Source organism: Flavobacterium sp. TN-1 (genome assembly GCF_052828645.1).
The window spans coordinates 1,483,616-1,508,349 of record NZ_CM128253.1; the positions used below are offsets into that span (position 1 = coordinate 1,483,616).

Sequence of the window (24,734 nt, forward strand, 5' to 3'; positions counted from 1 at the left end):
AGGTTATTATAAATTAAAAGCAGTTTTAATTTTATCAACGAAATCTAATTTTTCCCAAGTAAATAACTCAACTTCTACTTCTTTAATTTCGCCAGTTGGCGATGTGAAACGTTTAGTAATTATTTCGTTTTTACGTCCCATGTGTCCGTAAGCAGCTGTTTCGCTATAAATAGGAGTTCTTAATTTTAAACGTTGCTCAATCGCATACGGTCTTAAATCAAACAACTCATTAACTTTTTCAGAAATCTGAACATCAGTTAAACCATTTTTAGCTGTTCCGTAAGTATTAATGTACACATTACATGGTTTAGCTACTCCAATAGCGTAAGAAACTTGCACTAAAACTTCGTCAGCTACACCAGCAGCTACTAAGTTTTTAGCAATATGACGAGTGGCATAAGCAGCAGAACGGTCAACCTTTGAAGGGTCTTTACCAGAAAAAGCACCACCACCATGAGCACCTTTACCGCCATAAGTATCTACGATGATTTTTCTTCCAGTTAAACCAGTATCTCCGTGAGGACCTCCAATCACGAATTTTCCAGTAGGATTAATATGATACTCAATTTTATCATTGAATAAATGAGCATATTGCGGATATTTAGTAATAATTCTAGGAATTAAAATCTCAATAATATCTTTCTTGATTTTAGCTAACATTTCTGTTTCTTCAGCAAAATCATCATGTTGTGTAGAAATTACGATAGCATCAATTCGAACCGGTTTGTTGTTGTCATTATATTCTAAAGTTACTTGCGACTTAGCGTCTGGACGTAAGTAAGTAATCGCTGAATTTTCTCTACGTAATTCGGCTAATTCTTGTAATAATTTGTGTGATAAGTCAAGTGCTAATGGCATGAAATCTTCTGTTTCATTCGTGGCATAACCAAACATGATACCTTGGTCGCCAGCCCCTTGTGCGTTCGCTTTAGTTTCAAAATCAGCTTCAGCAGTAATTCTATCTACCCCACGATTGATGTCGTCAGATTGTTCATGAATGGCTGATAAAACACCACAAGAATTAGCCTCAAACATATACTCGCTCTTCGTGTAACCAATTTTTTTAATTACTTCTCGAGCAATATTTTGAACATCTAAATATGTTTTTGATTTTACTTCTCCTGCTAAAATTACTTGACCAGTAGTTACTAAGGTTTCACAAGCTACTTTAGAGGTAGGGTCAAATGCTAAAAAGTTATCAATTAATGCGTCACTGATTTGATCAGCTACCTTATCAGGGTGTCCTTCACTCACTGATTCTGAGGTAAATAAATAGGCCATATACTAGTTTTTTTTTGTAATAATTCGTGAGGAAAATTTTGTAGCGATTGCCTAAAGAGTAGTAGTTACTGCTTTAGCATTTTTTTATGAGGTTGCAATCAGTTCAAATTTTTCCTCTTGTAAACTTGGTACAAATGTATAAAAGGAAATTGAATTCTAAATGATTATTAACTTTTTTTTGGATAAACTATGGTTTTGAGATTTTGTTGTTTTTCAGATTTTTAATTGGCTTATTTAATTTTAATTAGATTTTATTTTTATATAAATATTTTTTATTAATAAAAAACAGAAAAATAAATTATTTATTTTAATTTTATAGAATATTAATCTAATTTTGCTTTGTTTTTGATTTGAGATGAAAAGATATTTTAAGAAGATGATGAATATGATGAGAATAACTTTCTCCAAAGTTACTATTATATAGTGTTATCCACATTTATGAGAGTGCCTCTGCATTTGCAGAGGTTTTTTTTTGAATTAATTTTTTACAATATGATTATTATATATACGACATGAAAATAGAAACTCTTTTAGCTAATTTAACCCAGCACAGTGGTATCAAAGATGCTTATGGTGCTACCCATTTGCCCATATATAACACGGCTACCTTTGATTATAAGCGTCAGCAAGATTCTGATTTTTTATACGATTATTCACGAACAGATAATCCTACGCGCAATGCGTTGGAAGCTATTTTTGCTAAAGCGGAAAATGGTTTTGGGTGTATTTGTACAAATACAGGTATTGCAGCTATAGCTTTATTGTTTGAAACTGTTTTAAAGACAGGAGATAGGGTGTTGGTAGAAAAAGATTGTTATGGAGGTACTTATAGGGTGTTAAATATTTTATTTGAAAAAAATAATATCAGCGTTTTTTATGCGGATTTTACGAATCAAAATGAAGTAGAATTTATTCTAAAACACAATGATATAAAGTTAATATTATGTGAATCTCCCACGAACCCTGGATTAAAAATTGTAGATATAAATTCTATTGCTAATTTATCTAAAAAATATAAATGCGTTTTTGCAGTAGATAACAGTATGGCAACATTTGCTTGTCAAAAACCATTAGATTTAGGTGCTGATTTTTCAGTTTTTTCGGCCACTAAGTATGTATCAGGTCACGGAGCTTGTGTGGCTGGTGCAATTGTTGTAAAAGAAGAATTTTGGTATAAAAAAGTTCATTATTATTCTAATGCACAAGGTCGTGCGCAAAGCCCTTTTGATGTTTTTTTAGTTTCTTTAGGGTTACCTACACTAACCTATAGAATGAAAGCACAAGAACAAAGTGCTTTTCAGATAGTTGAAGAGTTATTAAAGTGCCCAGAGGTAAAATCGGTTAGATTTCCTGGGTTAAAAACACATCCGCAACATAATTTAGTTAAAAAACAAATGAAAATAATACCAGCTATTTTAACAGTTGATTTTGAAAATGAATTTATAACTCAATCAGTAATTGAAAATACAAAATTATTTGGCGAAAAAGTTTCATTTGGAACAACAGATTCAAGAGTAGAAATTCCTTCTAAAATGAGTCATGCAACTTTTTCAGAATCAGCTTTGCAAGCCATAGGTTTAACCAAAAATACGGTACGATTTTCGATTGGTTTAGAAAATACAAAAGATTTAATTCAAGATATAAAACAAGCAATTGCTTGCCCAACTTTAAAAAATATTGGTCATGTATAATTATTTAAAACCTATTTCTTGTGGGAAATCAATACCGTACGATAATCCACATGCTGTTTCAGTTAGTTTACCTACTATTGATGATGTTGTAGGGTATGAAGAAGGAGATGAAAATATTATTGAAAAGATGGAATCTGGGTACCCTCGTTTTTTTCGAAATAGATTAGTACAACGACTAGTTGATTATGTTCAAAAAAAAAATGAACTAACGGAAGAATATTTGATTTTGCCTCTCTCTTCTCAAAAAGCATACGAAATTCTTTGCAAGATGATCCATATAAGATTGGATTTTATACCATTATTAGATTGTGTTTTTTTGAAAATAAAATCAGATCATTATTTGTTAAAAACAATTCATGCTTATATCCGAAATACAGGACTTATTATGAGTTCTAGAAAAGCTGAAAAAATATTATTTGATTTAGGTTTGATTACACATATATATAAAGAAGAAAAAAAGGAATTATTTCAAGCAAATGAAAATATTTATGAAATCTTAAGTAAAGCATATAGAGTGAATTCAGATTGTATTGTTTTAACGAACTCTGGAGCTAATGCCCTTTTTGCAGTTTGTGAAGCTATTATTCAAAAAGGCATTTTAGAAGGGAAAAACGGAGTTGTACAATTAGGTTGGTTGTATCTAGATACAATGGAAGTAATTCAAAAAAGAAGTCCAAATAATTATTGGCAAGTAGATGTGTATGATTTAGAAAACTTAGAACTTTGGTTAAAAGAAAATCATCAAAATATTTCATTGTTAGTAACAGAGGTAGTGTCTAACCCTAAGTTAGATTGTGTAGATGTTAAAAAACTTTATTCTATATGTAAAAGATATAAGGTTAAATTATTACTAGATGTTACACTTATTACACCTTTTAATCTAAATGTTTTAGAATACTGTGATATAGCAGTCGAAAGTTTATCAAAGTTTGCTTGTGGAAATGGAGATCTATTGATGGGAGGAATTGTTTCTAGAGATTTAAAATTGTTGAAAGAAGTAAAAAAATACATAATAAAACCTTTTGTAGGAGAGATAGAGCGATTAGGATTTCAAATATTACAATATCAGGAAAGAATCGAAAAAATGTCTTCATCCACACAGGCTGTAATAGATTTTTTTTCTAATGAGCCTCAAATCAAACAAGTTTTAAGCGTTAATAGTGGAAAAGCATATGAGAATTATAAAAAGATAACTTGTTCCAATAACATTCCAGCATTGGTATCTGTAGTGTTTAACAGAAGATTATCAAATTATTATGATTGTCTAGAATTGGCTAAAGGACCTAGTTTAGGAACGGAATTTACTTTAGTAATGCCTTATGTTTATTTAGCGCATTACGATTTATTAAAAACAAAAGAAGGGCAAAAATATTTGGAAGTGAATGGTTTAGAGAGTGAAATGTTACGTATTTCAGTCGGACTAGAAGTAGTTCAGGATATACTTGTTAAATTTAAAAAAATATTCACATATAATTGTTAAAATAACGTTAAAATAACGTTATTAAAAAATATATCCCTTTAATAAGCGTTTTCTTGGCAGTCAAATTATAACACTTTGTGGTGTTATGGTTTTCTATAGGCTGTATTACAAATAAAGTAAAATACTTTGGTAAATGGGTAAAATTATTTTTGTTTTAAAAGATTTTTATTTTTCAATTTCAGAATTGCCTCCTGTGTTACAATTGGCAATAATTTTGAGTTTCATATTTATATGTGTATACTTTGTGACGTTTCTCAATTTAATTTATTTGAATTGGGAGAAAAAATCAGTTGCAATTCAAAAAAAAACGCTTAATCTAATTTATTTACAAAAAATAAAGGAAATAGTTTATTCGCCTAAAGATTACACATTGGAAGATATTAAGCTTGTTTTTGAAAATAAAAAAGATTTTAAAAAGACACACAAACTACTAATTACAGAAACTATTATTGAGTTAATAGACGAAGATGAGGTATATGATTTACATAATTTTAATGAAATTTTGTACTTTTTTGATTTAAAATCTTTTTGGGAAGAAAGATTATTAAAAGGAAATCTCAAGACAAAATTAGAAGGATTATCACAAATTATAAAATTACGATTAACAATATCGGAATCCGTTATAATATCATTAGTTTATGATAAAAATGAAGCATTGCGTAAAAAAGCAAGAAAAGCATATATTTATTTAAGTAAACATGATCCCTTTCGTTTTTTTAATGAAGATTTTGATAGTGAATTTACAGAATGGGATAAAATTCAAATTCATGAAATTCTTTTAAAAAGATCAAAAGAGTTTATTCCTAATTTTGCTCAATGGATTACGAGAACAGAAAATATAGACTTAAAATGTTTCTTTATATACGAAACATCTTTCTATAAACAACATGAAAATCTTCCCTTTTTATTAACGCTTCTAACGCAAACTACCCATTCTAAAGTTAGAAAAGCCCTTATAGAGGCAATAGGAATTCTTCAAAATAACAATATAGAAGACGCATTAATTGCAAACTATGACTTTGAACCTATATCAGTTCAACATAGTATTATAAAAACAGTAACAGAAACAAAACCTGAGAAAGGATTAGAGTTTTTAAAATCAGCTTTTTATAAAACATTTGATACTAGTTTGAAAATTAGAATAGGACGTGCTATTTACAATTATGATAACGAAGGAGTGAATTTAATTAATGAAATGGAGTCTAAAATTGAAGATGGTTTTGAAAATTTAATATTTAAGCACATCAAAAACCCACTAATAAAAGTTTAAAAAAATAAAATATCTTATAACAACTAACTGTATGTCAAAAAACTACGGAAACTACAACTACTAACATGGCAGATATCTTTCAAAATGTAATTTTTCTTTACGCCTCAATGCTCACCATTATTTATTTTATGCTCATTATTTATGGTTATAAAGAAATAAAAAAGTATAAAGAGAATCAGAGTAAAGAAATGGATGAAAACTTTTTAAAAACGCCCTTTGCTCCAGGAATTTCGATTGTAGCCCCAGCATATAATGAAGAAATGACTATAATTGACAATGTACACTCCATGCTTACTTTAAATTATCCAAAATTTGAAGTAGTTATTGTTAATGATGGGAGTAAGGATAGTACATTAGAATTATTAATAGAAAATTTCGAGCTAGTTGAAACACCATTTGCCTACGTAGAAAAAATAAAAACAAAACCCTTAAAAAGGATTTTAAAATCCACGAATCCAGCTTATTCTAAGTTGACGGTTGTAGATAAAGTAAATGGAGGTACCAAAGCAGATGCCTCTAATGCGGGAATAAATGCGTCTAGTTATCCTTATTTCCTATGTACTGATGTAGATTGTATATTATCTCGTGATGCACTTATAAAAATGATTAAACCCATCTTAATTAATAAAACACAAGTAATAGGAGTAGGAGCCACTTTGCGTATGGCTAACAGTTGTGTAATTCAAAATGGGGTAGTTACACAAGTTAAAGTCCCTAATAGAATTATTCCCCTTTTTCAAGAAGTAGAATATTTAAGAAGTTATCTAATCGGAAAAATGGGATGGTCAAGAATAAATGCCATAGGGAATATATCAGGAGGATTAGGTATGTTTGATAAATCCGTAGTTATTGCCGCTGGAGGATATGACCCTTCATCACATGCAGAAGATATGGACTTAACTACCCGTATCATAGGATATATGTGTAATTTTAATAAAGATTATAAAATTGTTCAAATACCCGATACTTGCTGTTGGACAGAAGGACCTCCTAATATTAAAATATTAAATAGACAAAGGACAAGATGGGCTCGTGGGTTATTGCAAATTTTTACAGTTCACAGAAAATACCTTTTCAATCCTAAATATAAACAATTAGGAATGATTACCTTACCATATACTCTATTTTTCGAATTTTCAGCACCACTTATAGAACTAATAGGATATTTATACACCATATATTTATTAATAACAAGAGGAATAAATTTTTATACAGCAAGTATAATGTTAACCTTTGTTTACTTGTTTGGAATTTGTCTTTCATTAATAACCATTTATTTAGATAAATTAGTACAAGAACAATACAGAACCTTTAATGAATATCTAAAACTATGTTTTTTTACTTTAGTAGAACCTTTTATATATCATCCACTTATCGTTTTTTATAGCTTAAAAGGATACGTAGATTTTTTATCACGTAAAAAATTCGAGTGGGGGCAAATGACCCGTCAAGGTTTTGCACAAAATAAAACAACACCTACTGCTCTAGAAAATCAAGAAGTTGAATAATTGTATTAATAAAAAATGATTTCAAAAAATTACCACTTATTACTAGTTCTTTTCCTATCAATATGCTCCTTAAATGCCCAAGATACAATGGAAGATTATGCCATTATGGCTAAAAAATATTTTAAAAAACAAGAATGGCAAAAAGCCAAAGACATTATAGATGAAGGCTTAAAACAAGACGAAACAGATTCTAATCTCAGAATGCTTTTAGGAAGGTATTACTATATTAAAAAAGACTTTCAAAATGCAAGATATCATTTAGTTAAATCCTTGCAATACGATAAAACAAATTTCGATGCAAAACAATTGCTTGTAAATGTAGAAATGAACTCTAAACACTATTCTAGTGCCATTTGTTACATAAATGAATTATTAGAAGTAAATCCCTATTGGAAACAATTATTGATAAAAAAAATAGAAATATACAGATTACAAGGCAATCTTACTGAAACAACTCGAATGCTGAAAAGATTAAATCAGATATATCCAGAAGATGCGACTGTTCAAAAAGATTATATATACAATACACAACAAGAAATAGCACGCCTTAAAAAAGAAGGAAAACTGAATGAAGCCGTTACTCTAGCAGAAGAATTAGCAAAAATAGATAACCAACAAGTTGATATTTATGTAGATATAATAAATAGCTTATTAACAGCTGGAGACAAAGAAAAGGCCCTTTTGTATGCTGAAAAAGGGAGCCAAAAATTTCCAGAAAATAAAATCTATATAACCAAAAAAGTTGCTATCTTATCTGAAATGAATAGAAATGCAGAAGCATTAGAGTTTTTAAAAAGAAAGATGTCAAAAAAAAATGATTCTCAACTTCAGAAAAGTTATGACGAATTAATAGTAGAATCAGCAAGAACCCAAAGTAATAATGATCCGTACACATTATATGGTAAAATTTTAGAAAAAAACCCAAAGGACGAAGAAGCACTAATATATCTCTTAAATAACGCAATAAGTAAAGGATATTATAATGATGCACTTGATTTTATATCTAAAGCAAAAAAAATAAAAGGAGATACAAAAGAAATTTTATCAAAAGAATATTTTGTTTACAAACAATTAGGAAACGAATCAAAATCAAATCAAATACTACAAAAATTGCATTCAAAATTCCCTAATGATTCCGATATTAGAGATGATTTTACAGCATTTCAGTATAAAACAGCCAAACAACTCATGCTAGAGGGAAGCTATTTAGAGGCTATTGACTTATTACGCACTGTTTCAAATCAAAGAAAACAAAATGATTATTATGAACCCGCAAAATTAGGTCTATTTCAATGTTACCTGAAAACAGGTTTACATGATCAAGCCCTTCTTATTATCAATGAATTTTTAAAAGAAAAACCAAATGATGATGCTAGAAATTTAAAAAAAATAAATGCTTTAGTAGCCTCTGAAGATTATACAAATGCGTTTGATATGTACCTACAACTAATAGAAAAATCTTCCGAACCTAAAAAAACGATATATGCAAATGGTTTCGAAGAGGAAGCATTAACATTCATAAAAAAAGCAATAGAAGAGCAAAATATAGAAGAAGCATACGAAGTAGTCAAAAAAATACTGCTAGTAAAGCCTACTAGTAAATTAGGATTACAATACGCAATCAGTCTTGCTTATCAAATGGAAGACCATTTAGCTATGTTAGATGCCGCAAAACAATCTACAACAATATATCCAGATAACTTGCCATTTAAAGTAAAATTAGCAGAATCCTATACAGCGCAAAAAGAATATGATAAAGCTATTGCCCTTACTTTACCCCTTTTAGAAAAATTTCCACGTAATAAATCACTGGTAAATGTATATACAGAAAATGCACGCATTAAAACCAAAGAACTAGTTAAGAAAAAACAACACAATGACGCGTTACAATTAATAAATTCCGCTCTGTATTTTGATAAAAATAATAAAGATTTAAAATTTGATAAAGGAGTATTGCTAGAAACAAAAAAAGTTTTTGATTCAGCTTATTATTATCAAAAACAATACGAGCCTTCTCTTATGGAATTCTCAGATTTCAAAAAACATTTAGAAGCATTAAAAAATAAAACCTTTAAAAATGAAATAGGAATATATCATTTGAGAAGCAGAATTCAAGGAAGCCAAGAATATTCATCTATTTCTACAATAGAATACGCTCATAAAGAAAATAAAAACACCTATACTTTTCAATTGAATTATTCCGGTCGAGAAGAAGGAACAGGGATCCAACCCATAGTTGAGTGGTACCATCCCTTTAGTGATAAATTTTATGTTAGATTAAATGCAGGATACGGAACAAAATATTTTTCTAAAATTCAAACACAAATATCACTATACAAAGCCTTTGGTAACGACTACGAGGTAGAATTAGGTATAGGTTTTAGACAATTACCAAGCCAGGTTAATATGATTCAAGGAATTTTAGGCTTATCAAAAAATGAGCAAACTATTGGGTGGAATATAAAAGCAGGAATCTTTTCTATAGATAATACAATGTTCTATAACGTCAGTACAGACACTAGGTTTTATGTCTTTAACGAAAAAAAAAGTTGTATACAAGTAGTAGGAGCCGTAGGGACAGTTTCAGACTTACAAACACTAAATTTTAATTTATACAATACTTGGAATGCTTTTAATACAATGGTAGGAGCAGGACCTAAATATATGATAAATTCACATTTTACAGTTGGGTTTCTCGGAAGCTGGAATACAATAAAAATAACGGAAAATAAATATACCAATATGTATAACTTATATTTTCAAACCCAAATTTCGTTTTAAATCACTATTTATATAATACTCTATTAATATGATGAGAGAAATATTTTCCTTTTATATTGCCCTATCTAAACTCTGTTTAGCAATAATTTTCTTTTTTGTATTATGTAGTTGTTCTTTAAAACCTTATACGGATTTAGAAGATGTAAAATTATATTCTGATAAATACAAAATAATCTTTGATTATAAAACTAAATTAGAAAATCTAGAAAAAGATTATTTCTACAATGAATTAAAGACAAGATCTTCAACCCCAGAAATAATATCTAAAGATGAAAACAAAGAAGGATTACTAATAAGAGTAATACTATCTTCACAACAAATATTTGATTATCAGATAAAAATAGAAGAAAAAAAAGAAATTCAATTAATTGCAAACTCAGAAAAAAATCTAAAATGGCTATTTAATCAGTTTTTAAAAAAACTAAGTATCCAAGATGATAGAATCAAAACACAAGATTTATTACCCGCTATTATAACCATAAAAGAAAGCACCGTTAGTTTTCCTTTTGAATACAGAGAACCTCATTTTAGTCCTGTTTTACAACCCAATGCAGATGTACTCTATAATTCTAATAACATTGAAAATGATTGGGGAATTTGGGGACATAATTTAGGGAAATTACTAGCCAATGAAGGAAATATTCAAACATTTGCCTTAGTAGAAAATAAAAGAAATACCACACAACTCTGTTTCTCTTCAGAAGCAACCTATAATTATATAAAAAATTATATAATAGATAATTATGGTATTAATACACATAAAAAATATTCATTTATGCTGGTTCCCAATGATAACAAGTTAGTTTGTTTGGATCCCAAATGCAAACGATTAGGGAATACCCTTTCAAATGCAACACCTTCTGTTGTATATCTAATGGAAAAATTAGCAAAAGAATTTCCACAGTATAATTTTTTTACTACTGCTTATCTTACAACAGAAACACCCCCAGAAAAAGAACTTCCCAAAAACACAGGAGTAATGATCAGTACCATTAATTTTCCAAAAAATGTATATTTTGAAAACAAAACGCAAGTAAACCCGTTTGAAGAAAAAATATTAAAATGGAAAAATAAAGTAAATAAAGTCTATTTATGGGACTATGCTTCTAATTTTGATGATTACCTAACACCATATCCACTTCTTTACAGATTACAAAAACAACTAGAGTATTTCAAAAAAATGGGTATAAAAGGTGTTTTTATAAATGGAAGCGGTTATGATTATACCAGTTTTCAAGGATTAAAAACATTTGTTATCTCTTCATTACTCATGAACTATGATCTAAAAGTAGAAGATTTAATAAAAAAATACTTTAAACAAGAATTTCCTCAAAATCACCAGTTACTATCAGAATATTATATAGATTTTGAAAAATCAGCAGAAAAAGAAAACCTCCCTTGCTCTCCTTATGAAAAAGGAAGTAAAAATATAAACGCATCAAAATTTTTTAATTTTTATAATCAATTAAACCAAGCAATAAACTCTAGTCAACCTAAAGAAAAATCAAAAATAAAAGAATTAATAACCGCCTTAAGTTTTACCTATCTAGAACTTTTATTAGAAAACGAAGAAAACGGTTACTACATAATAGAAGAGAATACAATTACTATAAAACCAGAAGTAATACAAGCATACAATCGTTTGAAAAAATACACAAACTATGAAGGCTTAAAAAACTTTAAAGAACAAGATGGAGCTATTCAAGATTTCTTAAAAGAATTTGAAGAAAAAATTATAAAAAACAAACAACCATTAAATAAATTATTAGGTAAAAAAATTGAAGTACTATCAACCTTAGATGAAGATTATACCAACATTAATATACTAACAGATAATACAATTGGCTTCATCTCTGATTATCATCATGGATGGTTTTTGACAAGTCAAGAAGATTTAGTAGTAAGACTTCCAAGTATAGAAGTTTCTAACGACACTTTAAAAATAAATTTTTTAAATAATCCAAGTCTTAAGATATTCCTCCCAATAAAAATTCAAATTTATAAAAATGGAAACTTATATACCGAATTAACAGACGATTCAGAATCTAAAAACGAAAAAAGAATTGGGGTTTTTAAAACAAAAATATCGATTCAGAAAAAAGATGATGTAATGATAAAAGTAATAACTAATGCTAAAAACAAAAAGACAGCTTGCGATGAAATACAATTATTTTAATCTCTTAAAAACGTGTTTATTTCAAAAAAAACTACTAATTTTTTTATTCCTATTAGTCTTTATTAGCTGTGAAGAAGAAGGGCAAATTACAACTATTGAAGTAAAAGACCCTCAACGACATTATTTCCCAGTCGCACAAGGAGAAAAACTCCATATTATATACCCTATCAAAAATATAGGAAAGAATTTGTTAGAAATAAAAGAAATCCAAACCTCATGTGGATGTATTATAGCAGATGATTCCAATATAAAAAACATAGTGCCACAATCTACAGGCTATTTGCATTTTGAATATGATACCAATAAAAATACAGGATATGTACAACATCAGATTTATGTATATGGTAATTTTCTCCCAAAGTATAAAATAGAACTAAATTTTGATACCCATGTAGTACCAAATAGTTTACATTCAAAAGACTACGAGGAAATTTATAAAGAAATTCAAGATTCTGAATTAGATATAGAAAAGACAAACTATGGGTTAGAGAAACAAAAGAATTATTATACAGGCGATAAACCCGAAGAATAATGTAATTTTTTCGGTAAACTAATTTATTTATAGATAATAAATAATGAAAATAGTTTAATACCTTTAAAGATTATGGAAATAAGATTTAATGTTTTAACTTAAAAAATAAGGTCTTATATTTGCCTACAATTATGAAAACAAATATTAAAAATATCAACTGTTGTATCTGCTGCTCAAAATCTTGAGGAGTAGAATTGTTGTATATTTAAAAAAGATAAAAGCAATAAATAAAACTCCTCACTTCGTGGGGAGTTTTTTTATATCCAAAATTTAGAAAATTTAAAATGAAAAAAAATAATAAAATAGTAGTAAAATTTAATGCAAACACTTCTTGCTGTTGTTGTTGCCAACTTCGGTGGGAGGTCGTGTGTACTATTTATTAATCTTTAGTTATATATATAATTGTACGGGCCTCTTGAATTTCAAGGGGCCTTTTTTATTCTAAAACACTATGACAGAGCAAATAAAAAACTTTTTGAACTACTCAAACGATTTAGGTGAAAGCCTGAAGTTTTTGAGCGAAAATTTTACAGGGAAAATAGTATTCTCAACGAGTTTTGGTATTGAAGACCAAGTAATAACTCATGAAATTTTTACTAACCAATTAAAAAATATAAGTGTTTTCACGCTCGATACAGGAAGGTTATTTGCAGAAACCTACGCCCTGTGGGATAAAACACTTTTGCAGTACAGTAATACTATACAAACATATTATCCAGAGGCACCTACGCTAGAGTTGTATGTAAATCAAAATGGGATTAATGGGTTTTATGGCAGTGTTGAAAATAGAAAAGCGTGTTGCCATATTCGAAAAGTTGTACCGTTACAAAGAGCCTTGGAAGGAGCTAACCTTTGGATAACAGGATTACGAGCAGAACAATCGCAAAACCGTCAACATGTACCGCTGTTAGAATGGGACCAGAATTTTAAATTATTTAAATATAATCCATTGGTGAACTGGTCGTTGGAAGAAGTGATGAGTTATCTCAAACAGCATACAGTTCCTTATAATGTTTTGCACGACAAAGGCTATGTGAGTATTGGTTGTGCTCCTTGTACCCGAGCCATCAAAGAGGGGGAAGATTTTAGAGCAGGAAGATGGTGGTGGGAAGACCAATCAAAAAAAGAATGTGGATTACATAAATAATATAATAACGCCTTAGGCATAAGAAATAAAAAAATGAGTCATACAAACGATTACTTAGAACAATTAGAAAACGAGGCAATTTATATTCTTCGTGAAACAGCTGCTCAGTTTGAAAAACCTGCTTTATTATTTTCAGGAGGTAAAGATTCAATTGTTTTAGTCCATTTAGCATTAAAAGCTTTTCGTCCTGGTAAATTTCCATTCCCTTTGGTACATATAGATACTGGGCATAATTTTCCTGAGGCTATTGAATTCAGAGATAAATTAGTAAACCAAATTGGAGAAAAACTAATCGTAGGTAATGTTGAAGAAAGCATCAAGAAATACAATTTAAAAGAAACTGCAGGTAGATTCCCATCTCGTAATGCTTTACAAACTTATACTTTATTAGATACTATTCAAGAAAATGAATTTGATGCTTGTATAGGAGGAGCTCGACGTGATGAAGAAAAAGCTAGAGCAAAGGAAAGGATATTTTCTGTTCGTGACGATTTCGGAGCCTGGGATCCTAAATTGCAAAGACCTGAATTGTGGAATATCTTAAACGGAAAAATTCAAAAAGGTCACAATGTAAGGGTATTTCCTATTAGTAATTGGACTGAGCTCGATGTGTGGAACTATATCAAGAAATATAATATTGAATTGCCGAGTTTGTATTTTGCTCACTATAGAGAATGCATTCTTCATCAGGATAAATTAGTAGCTACTTCTCAGTTTATCCAACCACAAGAAGGTGATACCGTAGTCGTTGAAAAAGTACGTTATAGAACCGTGGGAGATATGACGTGTACCGCAGCAGTACCATCGCAAGCAGCAACTATTGATGATATCATTAATGATATTATCCAAACCAGAATCAGCGAAAGAGGACAAACTAGATTGGACGACCAACTCTCAGAAGCGGCCATGGAAGACAGAAAAAAGCAAGGATACTTTTAAAGAAGAGAATAGAATATAGAGGATAATTGCAAGACTTTTGACTTTCGACTTTAAAACTTTAAGACATAAAACAATGAACACATTACGATTTATAACAGCAGGAAATGTAGATGATGGTAAAAGTACTTTAATAGGAAGACTTTTATATGATTCTGATAGTATACATACAGACCAATTAGGGGTTTTGCAAAAACAAACCAAACAAGAAGGTGTTGACATCGATTTGTCTTTAATCACTGATGGACTTCGTGCCGAAAGAGAGCAAGGAATTACTATTGATGTAGCGTATAAATATTTCTCCACTTCAAAAAGAAAATTCATTATAGCTGATGCACCTGGCCATGAGCAATATACTCGTAATATGATTACGGGAGCGTCTAACTCTGATTTGATTATAATTTTAGTTGATGCACGAAAAGGAATAACAGAGCAAACAAAACGTCACGCAAGTGTCGGGTCGCTAATGGGAATCAAAAAGGCAATTATTGCCATCAACAAAATTGACCTAGTGAATTATTCGGAATCTGTTTTTAATCAAATTCAATCGGATTTTGAGCAAATTAAATCAGAATTACATTATAACGAAATTATCTACATCCCCGTAAGCGCTTTGGTTGGAGATAATGTAGTAAATACATCTGAAAATACGCCTTGGTATAACGGAAAATCCATCTTGGAAACTTTGGAAAGTATTGAAGTTGAAACGGCAGAAAGTCTAGAGTCACGTTTTCAAGTACAATGGGTAATCCGACCTAAAGACGAGGCGAATCATGATTATCGTGGTTATGCAGGTCCTGTGCTAAGTGGAAGTTATAAAGTAGGCGATAATGTAACCATATTGCCAGCTCGAATAGAAACTACTATTGTTAAAATAGAAAGAAACCAAGAAGAAGTAAATCATGTTGTAGCAGGCGATAATGTAGTGTTGCATTTTGATAACAATATTGATATTAGCCGAGGAGACACTGTGGTACTTAGTCAGGAATTACCAACAGAGTCGAGCTTAATCAAAACATGGATTTCATGGTTGGATAATGCGTCTCTGCAAGTAGGTAAAACATATTTATTACAACACCGTTTTAAAAATGTTAGAGTAAAAGTGCAAGAGGTTAATAACAAATGGAATATTAATCAATGGCAGTTTACCGAAGGAGACTCGATTCAGTTAAATGATATCGCACAGGTTACCCTAAAAACCAATCAGCCCTTATTTTATGATGCTTTTGATAAAAATGCAAAATCAGGAAATGCGATTTTAATCGATGAAACAAGTTATAATACTGTTGGAGCTTTAATGTTTTTGTAATATGTCGTACTCAATTTATTTAAAAAATCAGGAAAGAACCAGAAATCCAATTAACAAGAAAAATGTGGAAGATTGGATAGATGAATTGATTAATTGGTTGTTTGATATCGATCAGGAGTACCATAATTATCGATTTTTTCAAAACAAAGAAAAGTTACTCCAAATAAAGTTGCAAGATATTCTAGCAAAAACTGTAGAGGAAACAAATCAAATAGTAGTGTATTCCAATTATTTTTTTGAACAGATCGAACAATTGCATTATGTTTTGGATAATGATTTAGAAACCATAGTGAATTTTGACCCTGCGGCTAAATCTAAAGAAGAAGTTTTAATTGCTTATCCTGGTTTTTTTGCCATCACGGCGTATAGGATTGCGAATGTGTTTTGGAAATTAAATGTGCCAGTAATTCCGAGAATAATTTCGGAATATGTACACGCAAAAACAGGAATCGATATTCATCCAGGAGCAGAAATTGGTGAAAAATTCTTTATCGATCATGGAACTGGAATTGTTATTGGGGAGACTTCTAAAATTGGTAACAACGTAAAAATTTATCAAGGAGTGACTTTAGGAGCTTTATCGGTTTCTAAAGAAAGTGCTTCGGAAAAACGTCATCCAACGATAGAAAACAATGTGACCATTTATGCGAATGCAACGATCTTAGGAGGAAACACAACTATTGGGGCAAATTCGATTATTGGTGGAAATGTTTGGTTAACTCATTCAGTGCCAGAAAATTCTTTGGTCTATCATAAAAGCGAAATCGAAATCAAGAAAAAAAGTGAATTCCCAGAACCACTTAATTACGTGATTTAACCCGAGACATTTTAATTACGAATTCATAACTCATAACTAAGAAAATGAAAACAAATAATATTTTAGAAACCATAGGAAATACTCCAGTAGTAAAAATCAATAAATTATACGAAAACAAAAACGTATATATCAAATTAGAAAGAACCAATCCAGGTAACAGTATTAAAGATCGTATTGCTTTAGCAATGATTGAAGATGCGGAAGCAAAAGGATTATTAAACCCAGATAGCGTAATCATTGAGCCTACTTCAGGAAATACAGGAATTGGTTTAGCATTAGTAGCAGCAGTAAAAGGCTACAAAGTGATTTTGGTAATGCCTGAATCCATGAGTGTAGAGCGTAGAAAATTAATGGAAATCTATGGTGCTACCTTCGATTTAACTCCTCGCGAAAAAGGAATGAAAGGCGCTATTGAGCGTGCTGCCGAACTAGTTGCTACTACTCCAAACGCTTGGTCGCCTTCACAATTTAACAACCAAGCGAATGTTGAAGTACACAAGCGTACTACAGCTCAAGAAATTTTAGCCGATTTCCCTGACGGATTAGATTATATCATCACAGGAGTAGGAACAGGCGGACATATTACAGGAGTGGCTGAGGTACTAAAAGAAAAATTTCCTAACCTAAAAGTAATTGCGGTTGAGCCTGAATTATCACCTGTATTAAGTGGTGGTAGTCCTTCTCCACACCCGCTACAAGGTATTGGAGCTGGTTTTGTTCCAGAAATTTACCAAGCAGGTTTAATTGATGAGGTAATTCAAGTAAGCAAAGACGAGGCTTTTGAATACGCTAGAAACATCGCTAAAAACGAAGGGATTTTGGTTGGAATTTCTACAGGCGCCTCTTTAGCCGCAGTAGCTAAAAAAGTAGCCACATTACCAGACGATGCAACCATATTAACTTTTAATTACGATACCGGAGAACGATACCTTTCAATTGAAGGATTGTTTTAATCAATAAAATTTTACAAAGTTGTCATTTCGACCAGCGGGAGAAATCACATAACCTAAATCAATTATGTGACTCCTCCTTTGTCGGAGTGACAAACAACAAAAAGTAACTCTCATCGAGGCAAATTTGCCTCGATAGGGATAACTCATACCTAAAACAATGGAAAGAAGTATAAAAAATATAGGAAAAGTAATCTTAGCGGGAGCAGGACCAGGGGATCCAGAGCTCATTAGTTTAAAGGCTTTGAAATACTTGCAAAAGGCGGATGTAGTCTTAACTGACCGACTCGTTTCGCCTGAACTTATTGAGGAATATGCGCGTAAAGACGCAGAAATTGTCTATGTAGGTAAACAATGTTCTAAAGGTGTTTGGACACCGCAACAGGATATTAACGAATTAATTGTGCTTTTTGCCCAACAAGGAAAATTAGTACTTCGTTTAAAAGGTGGCGATTCGACCTTGTTCTCTAATATTTTAGATGAGTTGCAAGTATTGGTTGCCAATAAAATTCCGTATGAAATTATTCCTGGGGTTTCTGCCGCTTTTGGTGCTGCTGCTTATACTGGAATGCCTTTAACAGCAAGAGGATATTCCCGCGGACTTCGTTTCTTGACTTTGTATGAGTTGGAAAATGTGGAAAGTCAACAATGGACCGACTGGGCAACGACGAGTGATACGTTGGTGTTTTATATGAGTGGTCAAAAACTAAAAGTGTTGGCACAAAAATTAATCGAACAAAATATCGATGCTGAAAAAGGTGTCGCAGTCATTCAACAAGCCACTACGCCTAATCAAAAAACAAAGGTATTTAGTTTTGAGGATATTGCCACAAAACCGTTACCTGAATTTGAATATGTGCCAACATTAATTGTGGTGGGTAAAGTGGTGGGACTTCACCAACAATATGCTTGGTTTGCCGAAAAATCTAATACTGAATCTTATTTCGATAATCATAAAACTATTTATCAAAATGCTATCTGAAACTAAAAATATCTTATTACAACAATTGGTGCAGAACGCCACTAATGAAGAGCTGATTTATGCCAATGGTTATTTGGCAGGATATTTAGCCAAGAATTTCGGAATTCAAGCAACAGGGGTAATTCCTCCTGCTCAAAGTGCAGCTGTAGCCGTAAAACCATTAATCGTATATGGTACCGAAACAGGTAATTCTAAAAAAGTAGCTTCACAAATTCAAGCCACTTTCAAAAAGAATAAAATTCAAGCTAAAAGTGTGGATGTTGCCCAATTTGATTTGGCGAAACTCCAAAAAGAAACCTTGGTGTTATTTGTGGTAAGTACACAAGGCGAAGGCGAATTCCCGCAAAATGCCGTTGGTTTTTACGAAGCCATCAAAGCATTCAATGGGAAATTAGATAAATTGTCGTTTGCAATTTTCGGTTTGGGTGATTCTTCGTATCCTTTATTCTGTAATGCAGGTGTTCTATTAGATGAAGTTTTAGCCGAAAAAGGGGCAACACGTTTATTGCCATTGGTGAAAGCCGATGTGGATTATGCCAGTTTAATTCCAACTTGGGAAACTGATTTACAAAATGCATTCGGAAATGCTTCAACGGCAACTCCAACTGTAGCAAAATCGACAGTAGCAACAACATCGCACAAGCAGAATTTTACCGGGCAAATTTCACATAAAGTTATCCTGAATGATAGAGGTTCGAATAAAGAAACCTATCATATCGAAATTACACCTAATGAAGAAGTAGCTTATGAACCTGGAGATGCTTTAGGTTTAATTCCAAAAAATAACGAAACGGAATTACAAAGTATTGCTGCTTATTTTAATGTAACCGATGTGGCTACACTTCAGGATAAAAATATTCGTGGTTTATCTAAAAAATCCTTAGAAAATGTAGCTAAAGTTTTAGATATCGAAATTACAGAAGAAAAAGCCGATTTGGTAGATATTATCCAAAAATACCAACCTAAAAAAGGCACTTTGGAAGAAGTGGTAGCTCTATTACATCCTATTGCGCCTCGTTTGTATTCTATTTCTTCTGCTGTCGAAGCACACGACGGGCAAGTGCATTTAACGGTAAACCTAAATAGTTTTAAAGTGGGTGATGCTATAAAAACAGGATTGACTTCTCAGTTTTTAGCTGATTATCCTTTGGATACCGATTATGATTTCTATATCCACAAAAACAACAATTTCCGTTTACCTGCTGACGATGCTGATATTATTTTAATTGGTCCAGGAACAGGAATTGCACCTTTTAGAAGCTTCTTAGCACAACGCGATGCAACAGGAGCTGAAGGTAAAAACTGGTTATTCTTTGGAGAACAACATTTTGCTTTCGATTTTTATTACCAAACCGAAATTCAGGAATGGTTATCTACAGGGGTGCTAACTAAGTTAAGTACGGCATTTTCCAGAGATCAAGAGCGTAAAATTTATGTACAAGATCGCATCAAAGAAAATGCAAGCCAGTTCAACGAATGGTTAGAAAACGGTGCTTCTATTTACATCTGCGGACAAAAAGATCCTATGAGTAAAGATGTCGAAAACACGATTATAGAAGTAATCGCTTCCCAAAGAAACATCTCAGTAGAAAAAGCAAAAGAAGTGTTAGACCAATTAGAAGAACAAGGAAAATATCAAAAAGACGTGTATTAATCGTACACCTGACAGGTTTTAAAAACCTGTCAGGTGTAAACAACAAGAAAAAGATGAGCGACAAATTATCACCAGTAGAATATATAAAAATCAATAGCGACGGATTAAGAGGGACGCTAAAAGAAAGCATCGATATCGATAACCATACCGGAAATGTACGACCAGACGATGAAACACTAGTAAAGTTTCACGGAATGTATGTACAAGATGATCGTGACCGTAGAGCCGAAAGAGCAGCGAAAAAATTAGACAAATTATATTCGTTTATGATTCGTTTGCGTATTCCAGGCGGTGTTATCAATGCCGAAAAATGGATCGCCTTACATAACATATCAGAACAGTACGGAACAGGAACCTTAAAAATTACCACTCGCCAAACGGTACAGTTACACGGATTATTAAAACACGAACTGCGCCCAACGATTCAAGGATTTAATCTAGCACAATTAGATTCTATTGCAGCGTGTGGCGACGTAAACCGAAATGTAATTGCTAGTTCGCATCCGCAATTGTCTCCGCTACACGCACAAATTCACGCGTATGCCGATAAAATTTCAACCCTTTTGTTGCCTAAAACACAAGCGTATTATGAAGTATTTATCGACGGAGAAAAAATTTACGAGCGTTCGGCAGAAGCTGATCCGTTATATGAAAACAGATACCTGCCTCGTAAATTCAAAATTGCCATTGCAATTCCGCCAAGTAATGATGTTGATTTGTTTACAAACGATTTGGGACTCATTGCCATTATCGAAAACAATGAATTAAAAGGTTTCAATATTGTTGTAGGTGGAGGTTTAGGAACAACCCACGGAAATACTTCGACGTATCCACGTTTAGGTGATGTGTTAGGGTTTACAGATACCGAAGAAAAAACCTTAAAAGCGGTGTATGAAGTATTAACGGTGCAACGTGATTTTGGAAATCGTGTAGAACGTAAATTATCTCGTTTAAAATATACCGTAGATAAAATGACAGTAGAAGGTTTCAAAGCGGAACTAGAAAAACGCATCGGATTTCAATTAGAACCAGCACGTCCTTACACGTTTACTGAGCGTAATGACCGTTACGGTTGGGAACAAAGCGCCGACGAGCAATGGTATTATACCCTTTTTGTAGAACACGGTGTAGTAAAACCTGAGCAAAAAGCCTTTTTGTATGAATTGGCACAATTGAATATAAATAATTTCATTTTTACAGGTAACCAAAACTTGTTATTAGGCGAAATTTCAACGGAAAACAAAGCAAAAGTCGAGGCTTTATTGAGCAAATACGACATAGAGAAAAACGTAAGTAACATTCGTAAAAGTTCCATGGCGTGTGTAGCAATGCCTACTTGTCCGTTAGCGCTTGCCGAAGCACAACGTTATTTACCTGTATTAGTTACTAAAATTGAACTGCTTTTGGCAAAACATGGCTTATCGGAAGATGCATTGACCATACGTATGACAGGCTGTCCTAATGGTTGTGGTCGCCCTTATGTAGCCGAACTAGGTTTCATAGGCACCGGTCCTGAACAATATAACTTTATGCTGGGTGGTGATAGATACGGTTTACGATTAAATAAACTATATAAAGAAAAACAAACTGAAGCGCAAATCTTAGCAGAAATAGATGTCTTGTTAGGACGTTATACCCAAGAAAAACAAGAAGGGGAAACCTTTGGGGATTACGCTAACCGAGTGATATTAAATTAAGAATGAAGCGGGTGTCCGAAAAGCCGCAATCTTGTCATTTCGACCAGCGGGAGAAATCACATAATGCTGATAATGCGACTTCTCCTGTCGTCGAAGTGACAAACTAGATGCTTATTTATTACTTTTCAGACAGCCTCAAAAGAAAAAAATGAAAAAGATTATAATACTACTATTTATACCCACTTTCACTTTTGCGCAAAAGAAAGTAGAAAGCCAACAGTTGTTGTGGTATGGGTATTATAACCAATTAAAATTTAATGCTAATTGGGCACTCCATTCGGAAATACAAGAAAGACAATTTTACAATCCAGCAGCACAACATCAGTTAGTATTTCGAACTAATTTAGATAGGAAATTAATTGATAATATCAATGCTTCGGTGGGAATGGTTCTGTTTTTACAAAGTCCGCATAACCCTGAATCAAATAGTAAATTGATTGTGCCTGAATTGCGTCCTGACATCGGATTTAATGCTAAGAAAAAATATAACTTCTTTTCGATTAGTCATAGGTATAAACTAGAAGCTAGGTTTTTTCATCAAACGAAAAATGAAGAACTAAGAGGCGGATTTGTATTTTCAAATTTTAGATTTAGATACCAATTAGGATTTGATTTTCCATTGGTTAAAAAAGAAAATGAAGAAAAGCTGACTTTTAAAATCAAAGATGAGGTCATGTTTAATTTGGGGAATAAAATTGTGAAAAATGTGTTTGACCAAAACAGAATTTATACCGCATTGAATTATAAATTAAATAAAAGTTTTGCTGTGGAGGTAGGATATATGAATTGGTTCCAACAAAAAACATCAGGTAACGAGTTTTATGATAGGAGTATTATTCGTTTTTCTATTTTTCATAACATCGATTTAAGCAACTAATAATTATGGATACTAACACACTTTTTCCTGTTTTTTTAAAAACTGAAAGCAAACGATTTCTCATCGTAGGCGGTGGTAATGTAGCGTTAGAAAAAATGGAAACATTATTAAAACAAAATCCAAATGTTTCTATCAAATTAGTGGGAAAAGAAATTTTTGATACTACGTTACTAAAACTTAGAAATGAACCTTCTGTTCAATTTGAAGAAAGAAGTTTTCAAGAGACTGATTTAGAAAATATCGATTTTGTGATTGCGGCTACTAATGATAAAGAGGTCAATGCAAGCATTAAAAAGTTGGCAAATGCTCGTCAAATATTAGTCAATGCAGCAGACCAACCCGATTTATGCGACTTTTATTTAGGGTCGATAGTCAATAAAGGGAATATGAAAATAGCGATTTCTACCAATGGGAAATCGCCTGTGTTAGCTCGTAGAATGCGAGAATTTTTTACCGATGTTATTCCAGATTCTATAGAAGAAAATTTAGACAGTTTAAATGCTTTACGAGATTCTTTAAAAGGCGATTTTCAAGAAAAATTAGAGGTGCTAAATCAAGCTACTCAAGCATTAAATCCTAAAAAAGAGAAAAAGGCCAATAAAAAATACCAACGATTAGCGTTCCAACTATCCATTGTGTTTTTTGCCGTTTTTGTAGGCTACGGATTTTCGGGGATTGTTTCTATTCACCAATTGCTTGATTTTACAAGTCAAATACCATTTGCTTTTTATATCATGTTGGCTGTAGGTTTCTTTGCACAATTGGTTGATGGAGCTGTAGGATTAGGCTATGGATTAACTTGTTCAACCAGTATGATGCTGTTTGGGGTGAACTTGACGGCTATAAGTGGAAGTATACATACCGCCGAAATGTTTTCTAGTGGCATCAGCGGATATTCGCACTATCGTTTCGGCAATGTGAATAAACGACTGTTGTTTTGGTTGGCAGTGCCAGGGGTTATAGGAGCTGTAGCTGGAGCTTTGCTATTGGTATATCTAGGGAAGACTTACGAAAAAGAGACCTATATGCTCTTGTCTGCCTATACAATGATAATGGGCTTAAATTTGTTACGACTAGCGTTACGCCGTAAACCTTTAGAACGTAAAAAAAGCGTCGCCACGGGAGTATTAGGGTTTTCTGGAGGATTTTTAGATGCTTTCTCAGGAGGTGGTTGGGGACCTATTGTTACTTCTACCTTGTTGTCATTAGGGAAAAAATCTAAATATGTAATTGGAACCGTAAGTTTAGCGGAGTTTTTTGTGACGCTAGCCGTTTCTGTAACATTCTTTTTAGCGATAGGAGTCAGTCACTGGTATATTATAGCAGGTTTAATTCTTGGAGGTTCTCTAGCTGCACCATTGGCGGCCAAGCTTGTAGGGAAAATTCCGCAACGAACAGCTTTGCTATTAGTGGCTTTATTGGTTATCGTGTGGAGTTTGAAAATTATGATTTCTAAAGTGCATATTTTGGAGGTTTTAGGGATAATTTGTTAATTTCTAGATTGTTTGCTTGTCTAGGGTGAAAACCAAATTCTATAACAATTCTATTTTCTAGTTTTTTAAATGCTCTTTATTTCTTTTTTAAGTAATTAAATCTATTTTAATGATTTTTTTTAACAAAATTTAGAAAAATAATCTGAAAATTTT

The 24,734-nt window shown here is 32.0% G+C and carries 18 protein-coding genes; 17 read left to right on the top strand and 1 reads right to left on the bottom strand.

Annotation, left to right across the window (positions count from 1 at the left end; all coding sequences use genetic code 11):
- Positions 1–6 precede the first annotated feature (6 nt).
- A complete protein-coding gene (gene metK / locus ACUXZJ_RS06325; RefSeq protein WP_089047083.1) occupies positions 7–1,281 on the bottom strand; it encodes a methionine adenosyltransferase in 1,275 nt (424 codons plus the stop codon).
- Positions 1,282–1,793: 512 nt separating this feature from the next.
- Between metK and ACUXZJ_RS06330 the strand changes: the two genes are divergently transcribed.
- The 17 genes from ACUXZJ_RS06330 (at position 1,794) to ACUXZJ_RS06410 (ending at position 24,581) form a co-directional block, all read left to right on the top strand.
- Entirely contained in the window at positions 1,794–2,972 is a 1,179-nt protein-coding gene (locus tag ACUXZJ_RS06330) for a trans-sulfuration enzyme family protein (RefSeq protein WP_060383319.1), read from the top strand.
- Complete coding sequence (locus tag ACUXZJ_RS06335; protein WP_446196059.1) at positions 2,965–4,452, top strand: PLP-dependent transferase; 1,488 nt, start codon at positions 2,965–2,967, stop codon at positions 4,450–4,452. The genes ACUXZJ_RS06330 and ACUXZJ_RS06335 overlap by 8 nt, the downstream gene beginning before the upstream one ends.
- A gap of 268 nt (positions 4,453–4,720) precedes the next feature.
- Positions 4,721–5,722, top strand: a complete 1,002-nt coding sequence (locus tag ACUXZJ_RS06340) for a hypothetical protein (RefSeq protein WP_123861968.1) — start codon at positions 4,721–4,723, stop codon at positions 5,720–5,722.
- Positions 5,723–5,787: 65 nt separating this feature from the next.
- On the top strand, positions 5,788–7,230 hold the full coding sequence (locus ACUXZJ_RS06345) for a glycosyltransferase family 2 protein (protein ID WP_060383316.1): 1,443 nt from the start codon (positions 5,788–5,790) through the stop codon (positions 7,228–7,230).
- 15 nt (positions 7,231–7,245) lie between these two features.
- Positions 7,246–10,011, top strand: a complete 2,766-nt coding sequence (locus ACUXZJ_RS06350) for a tetratricopeptide repeat protein (protein WP_446196062.1) — start codon at positions 7,246–7,248, stop codon at positions 10,009–10,011.
- A gap of 28 nt (positions 10,012–10,039) precedes the next feature.
- The gene (locus ACUXZJ_RS06355; RefSeq protein WP_081248760.1) at positions 10,040–12,187 is read left to right on the top strand and encodes a DUF4838 domain-containing protein; all 2,148 of its coding nucleotides are present in this window, start codon (positions 10,040–10,042) and stop codon (positions 12,185–12,187) included.
- Complete coding sequence (locus ACUXZJ_RS06360) at positions 12,168–12,719, top strand: DUF1573 domain-containing protein (RefSeq protein ID WP_060383313.1); 552 nt, start codon at positions 12,168–12,170, stop codon at positions 12,717–12,719. The genes ACUXZJ_RS06355 and ACUXZJ_RS06360 overlap by 20 nt, the downstream gene beginning before the upstream one ends.
- A 451-nt stretch (positions 12,720–13,170) precedes the next feature.
- Positions 13,171–13,866, top strand: coding sequence for a phosphoadenylyl-sulfate reductase (locus ACUXZJ_RS06365; protein ID WP_063743669.1), 696 nt, complete (start codon positions 13,171–13,173; stop codon positions 13,864–13,866).
- A 33-nt stretch (positions 13,867–13,899) separates the two neighbouring features.
- On the top strand, positions 13,900–14,805 hold the full coding sequence (gene cysD, locus ACUXZJ_RS06370) for a sulfate adenylyltransferase subunit CysD (protein WP_446196065.1): 906 nt from the start codon (positions 13,900–13,902) through the stop codon (positions 14,803–14,805).
- A 73-nt stretch (positions 14,806–14,878) separates the two neighbouring features.
- Positions 14,879–16,111: a sulfate adenylyltransferase subunit 1 gene (locus ACUXZJ_RS06375; protein ID WP_063743671.1), complete on the top strand. Its 1,233-nt coding sequence runs from the start codon at positions 14,879–14,881 to the stop codon at positions 16,109–16,111.
- A gap of 1 nt (position 16,112) precedes the next feature.
- Positions 16,113–16,928 carry a serine O-acetyltransferase EpsC gene (gene epsC / locus ACUXZJ_RS06380; RefSeq protein WP_060383309.1) on the top strand — a complete coding sequence of 272 codons (816 nt, stop codon included), beginning with the start codon at positions 16,113–16,115 and terminating at the stop codon, positions 16,926–16,928.
- Between the two features lie 44 nt (positions 16,929–16,972).
- Positions 16,973–17,881, top strand: a complete 909-nt coding sequence (gene cysK, locus ACUXZJ_RS06385) for a cysteine synthase A (RefSeq protein ID WP_446196068.1) — start codon at positions 16,973–16,975, stop codon at positions 17,879–17,881.
- Positions 17,882–18,038: 157 nt separating this feature from the next.
- Positions 18,039–18,860: a uroporphyrinogen-III C-methyltransferase gene (gene cobA / locus ACUXZJ_RS06390; RefSeq protein WP_446196070.1), complete on the top strand. Its 822-nt coding sequence runs from the start codon at positions 18,039–18,041 to the stop codon at positions 18,858–18,860.
- Positions 18,850–20,514, top strand: coding sequence for a diflavin oxidoreductase (locus tag ACUXZJ_RS06395; RefSeq protein ID WP_446196072.1), 1,665 nt, complete (start codon positions 18,850–18,852; stop codon positions 20,512–20,514). The genes cobA and ACUXZJ_RS06395 overlap by 11 nt, the downstream gene beginning before the upstream one ends.
- Positions 20,515–20,567: 53 nt before the next feature.
- Positions 20,568–22,211 (top strand): NADPH-dependent assimilatory sulfite reductase hemoprotein subunit, encoded by a 1,644-nt coding sequence (locus ACUXZJ_RS06400; protein WP_446196074.1) that lies wholly within the window; start codon positions 20,568–20,570, stop codon positions 22,209–22,211.
- 148 nt (positions 22,212–22,359) lie between these two features.
- Entirely contained in the window at positions 22,360–23,088 is a 729-nt protein-coding gene (locus tag ACUXZJ_RS06405; RefSeq protein WP_063743676.1) for a DUF2490 domain-containing protein, read from the top strand.
- A gap of 5 nt (positions 23,089–23,093) precedes the next feature.
- Complete coding sequence (locus ACUXZJ_RS06410; protein ID WP_063743677.1) at positions 23,094–24,581, top strand: TSUP family transporter; 1,488 nt, start codon at positions 23,094–23,096, stop codon at positions 24,579–24,581.
- The last annotated feature ends 153 nt before the right edge of the window (positions 24,582–24,734 follow it).

What these genes read in the sequence shown, in the direction of transcription:
- ACUXZJ_RS06360 (WP_060383313.1), top strand. Translation starts at nt 12,168, where the DNA reads ATGAAATACAATTATTTTAATCTCTTAAAAACGTGTTTATTTCAAAAA.
- ACUXZJ_RS06395 (WP_446196072.1), top strand. Translation starts at nt 18,850, where the DNA reads ATGCTATCTGAAACTAAAAATATCTTATTACAACAATTGGTGCAGAAC.
- cysD (WP_446196065.1), top strand. Translation starts at nt 13,900, where the DNA reads ATGAGTCATACAAACGATTACTTAGAACAATTAGAAAACGAGGCAATT.
- cysK (WP_446196068.1), top strand. Translation starts at nt 16,973, where the DNA reads ATGAAAACAAATAATATTTTAGAAACCATAGGAAATACTCCAGTAGTA.
- ACUXZJ_RS06410 (WP_063743677.1), top strand. Translation starts at nt 23,094, where the DNA reads ATGGATACTAACACACTTTTTCCTGTTTTTTTAAAAACTGAAAGCAAA.
- ACUXZJ_RS06350 (WP_446196062.1), top strand. Translation starts at nt 7,246, where the DNA reads ATGATTTCAAAAAATTACCACTTATTACTAGTTCTTTTCCTATCAATA.
- ACUXZJ_RS06335 (WP_446196059.1), top strand. Translation starts at nt 2,965, where the DNA reads ATGTATAATTATTTAAAACCTATTTCTTGTGGGAAATCAATACCGTAC.
- ACUXZJ_RS06330 (WP_060383319.1), top strand. Translation starts at nt 1,794, where the DNA reads ATGAAAATAGAAACTCTTTTAGCTAATTTAACCCAGCACAGTGGTATC.
- ACUXZJ_RS06355 (WP_081248760.1), top strand. Translation starts at nt 10,040, where the DNA reads ATGATGAGAGAAATATTTTCCTTTTATATTGCCCTATCTAAACTCTGT.
- ACUXZJ_RS06365 (WP_063743669.1), top strand. Translation starts at nt 13,171, where the DNA reads ATGACAGAGCAAATAAAAAACTTTTTGAACTACTCAAACGATTTAGGT.
- ACUXZJ_RS06405 (WP_063743676.1), top strand. Translation starts at nt 22,360, where the DNA reads ATGAAAAAGATTATAATACTACTATTTATACCCACTTTCACTTTTGCG.
- metK (WP_089047083.1), bottom strand. Translation starts at nt 1,281, where the DNA reads ATGGCCTATTTATTTACCTCAGAATCAGTGAGTGAAGGACACCCTGAT.
- epsC (WP_060383309.1), top strand. Translation starts at nt 16,113, where the DNA reads ATGTCGTACTCAATTTATTTAAAAAATCAGGAAAGAACCAGAAATCCA.
- ACUXZJ_RS06345 (WP_060383316.1), top strand. Translation starts at nt 5,788, where the DNA reads ATGGCAGATATCTTTCAAAATGTAATTTTTCTTTACGCCTCAATGCTC.
- ACUXZJ_RS06375 (WP_063743671.1), top strand. Translation starts at nt 14,879, where the DNA reads ATGAACACATTACGATTTATAACAGCAGGAAATGTAGATGATGGTAAA.
- cobA (WP_446196070.1), top strand. Translation starts at nt 18,039, where the DNA reads ATGGAAAGAAGTATAAAAAATATAGGAAAAGTAATCTTAGCGGGAGCA.
- ACUXZJ_RS06400 (WP_446196074.1), top strand. Translation starts at nt 20,568, where the DNA reads ATGAGCGACAAATTATCACCAGTAGAATATATAAAAATCAATAGCGAC.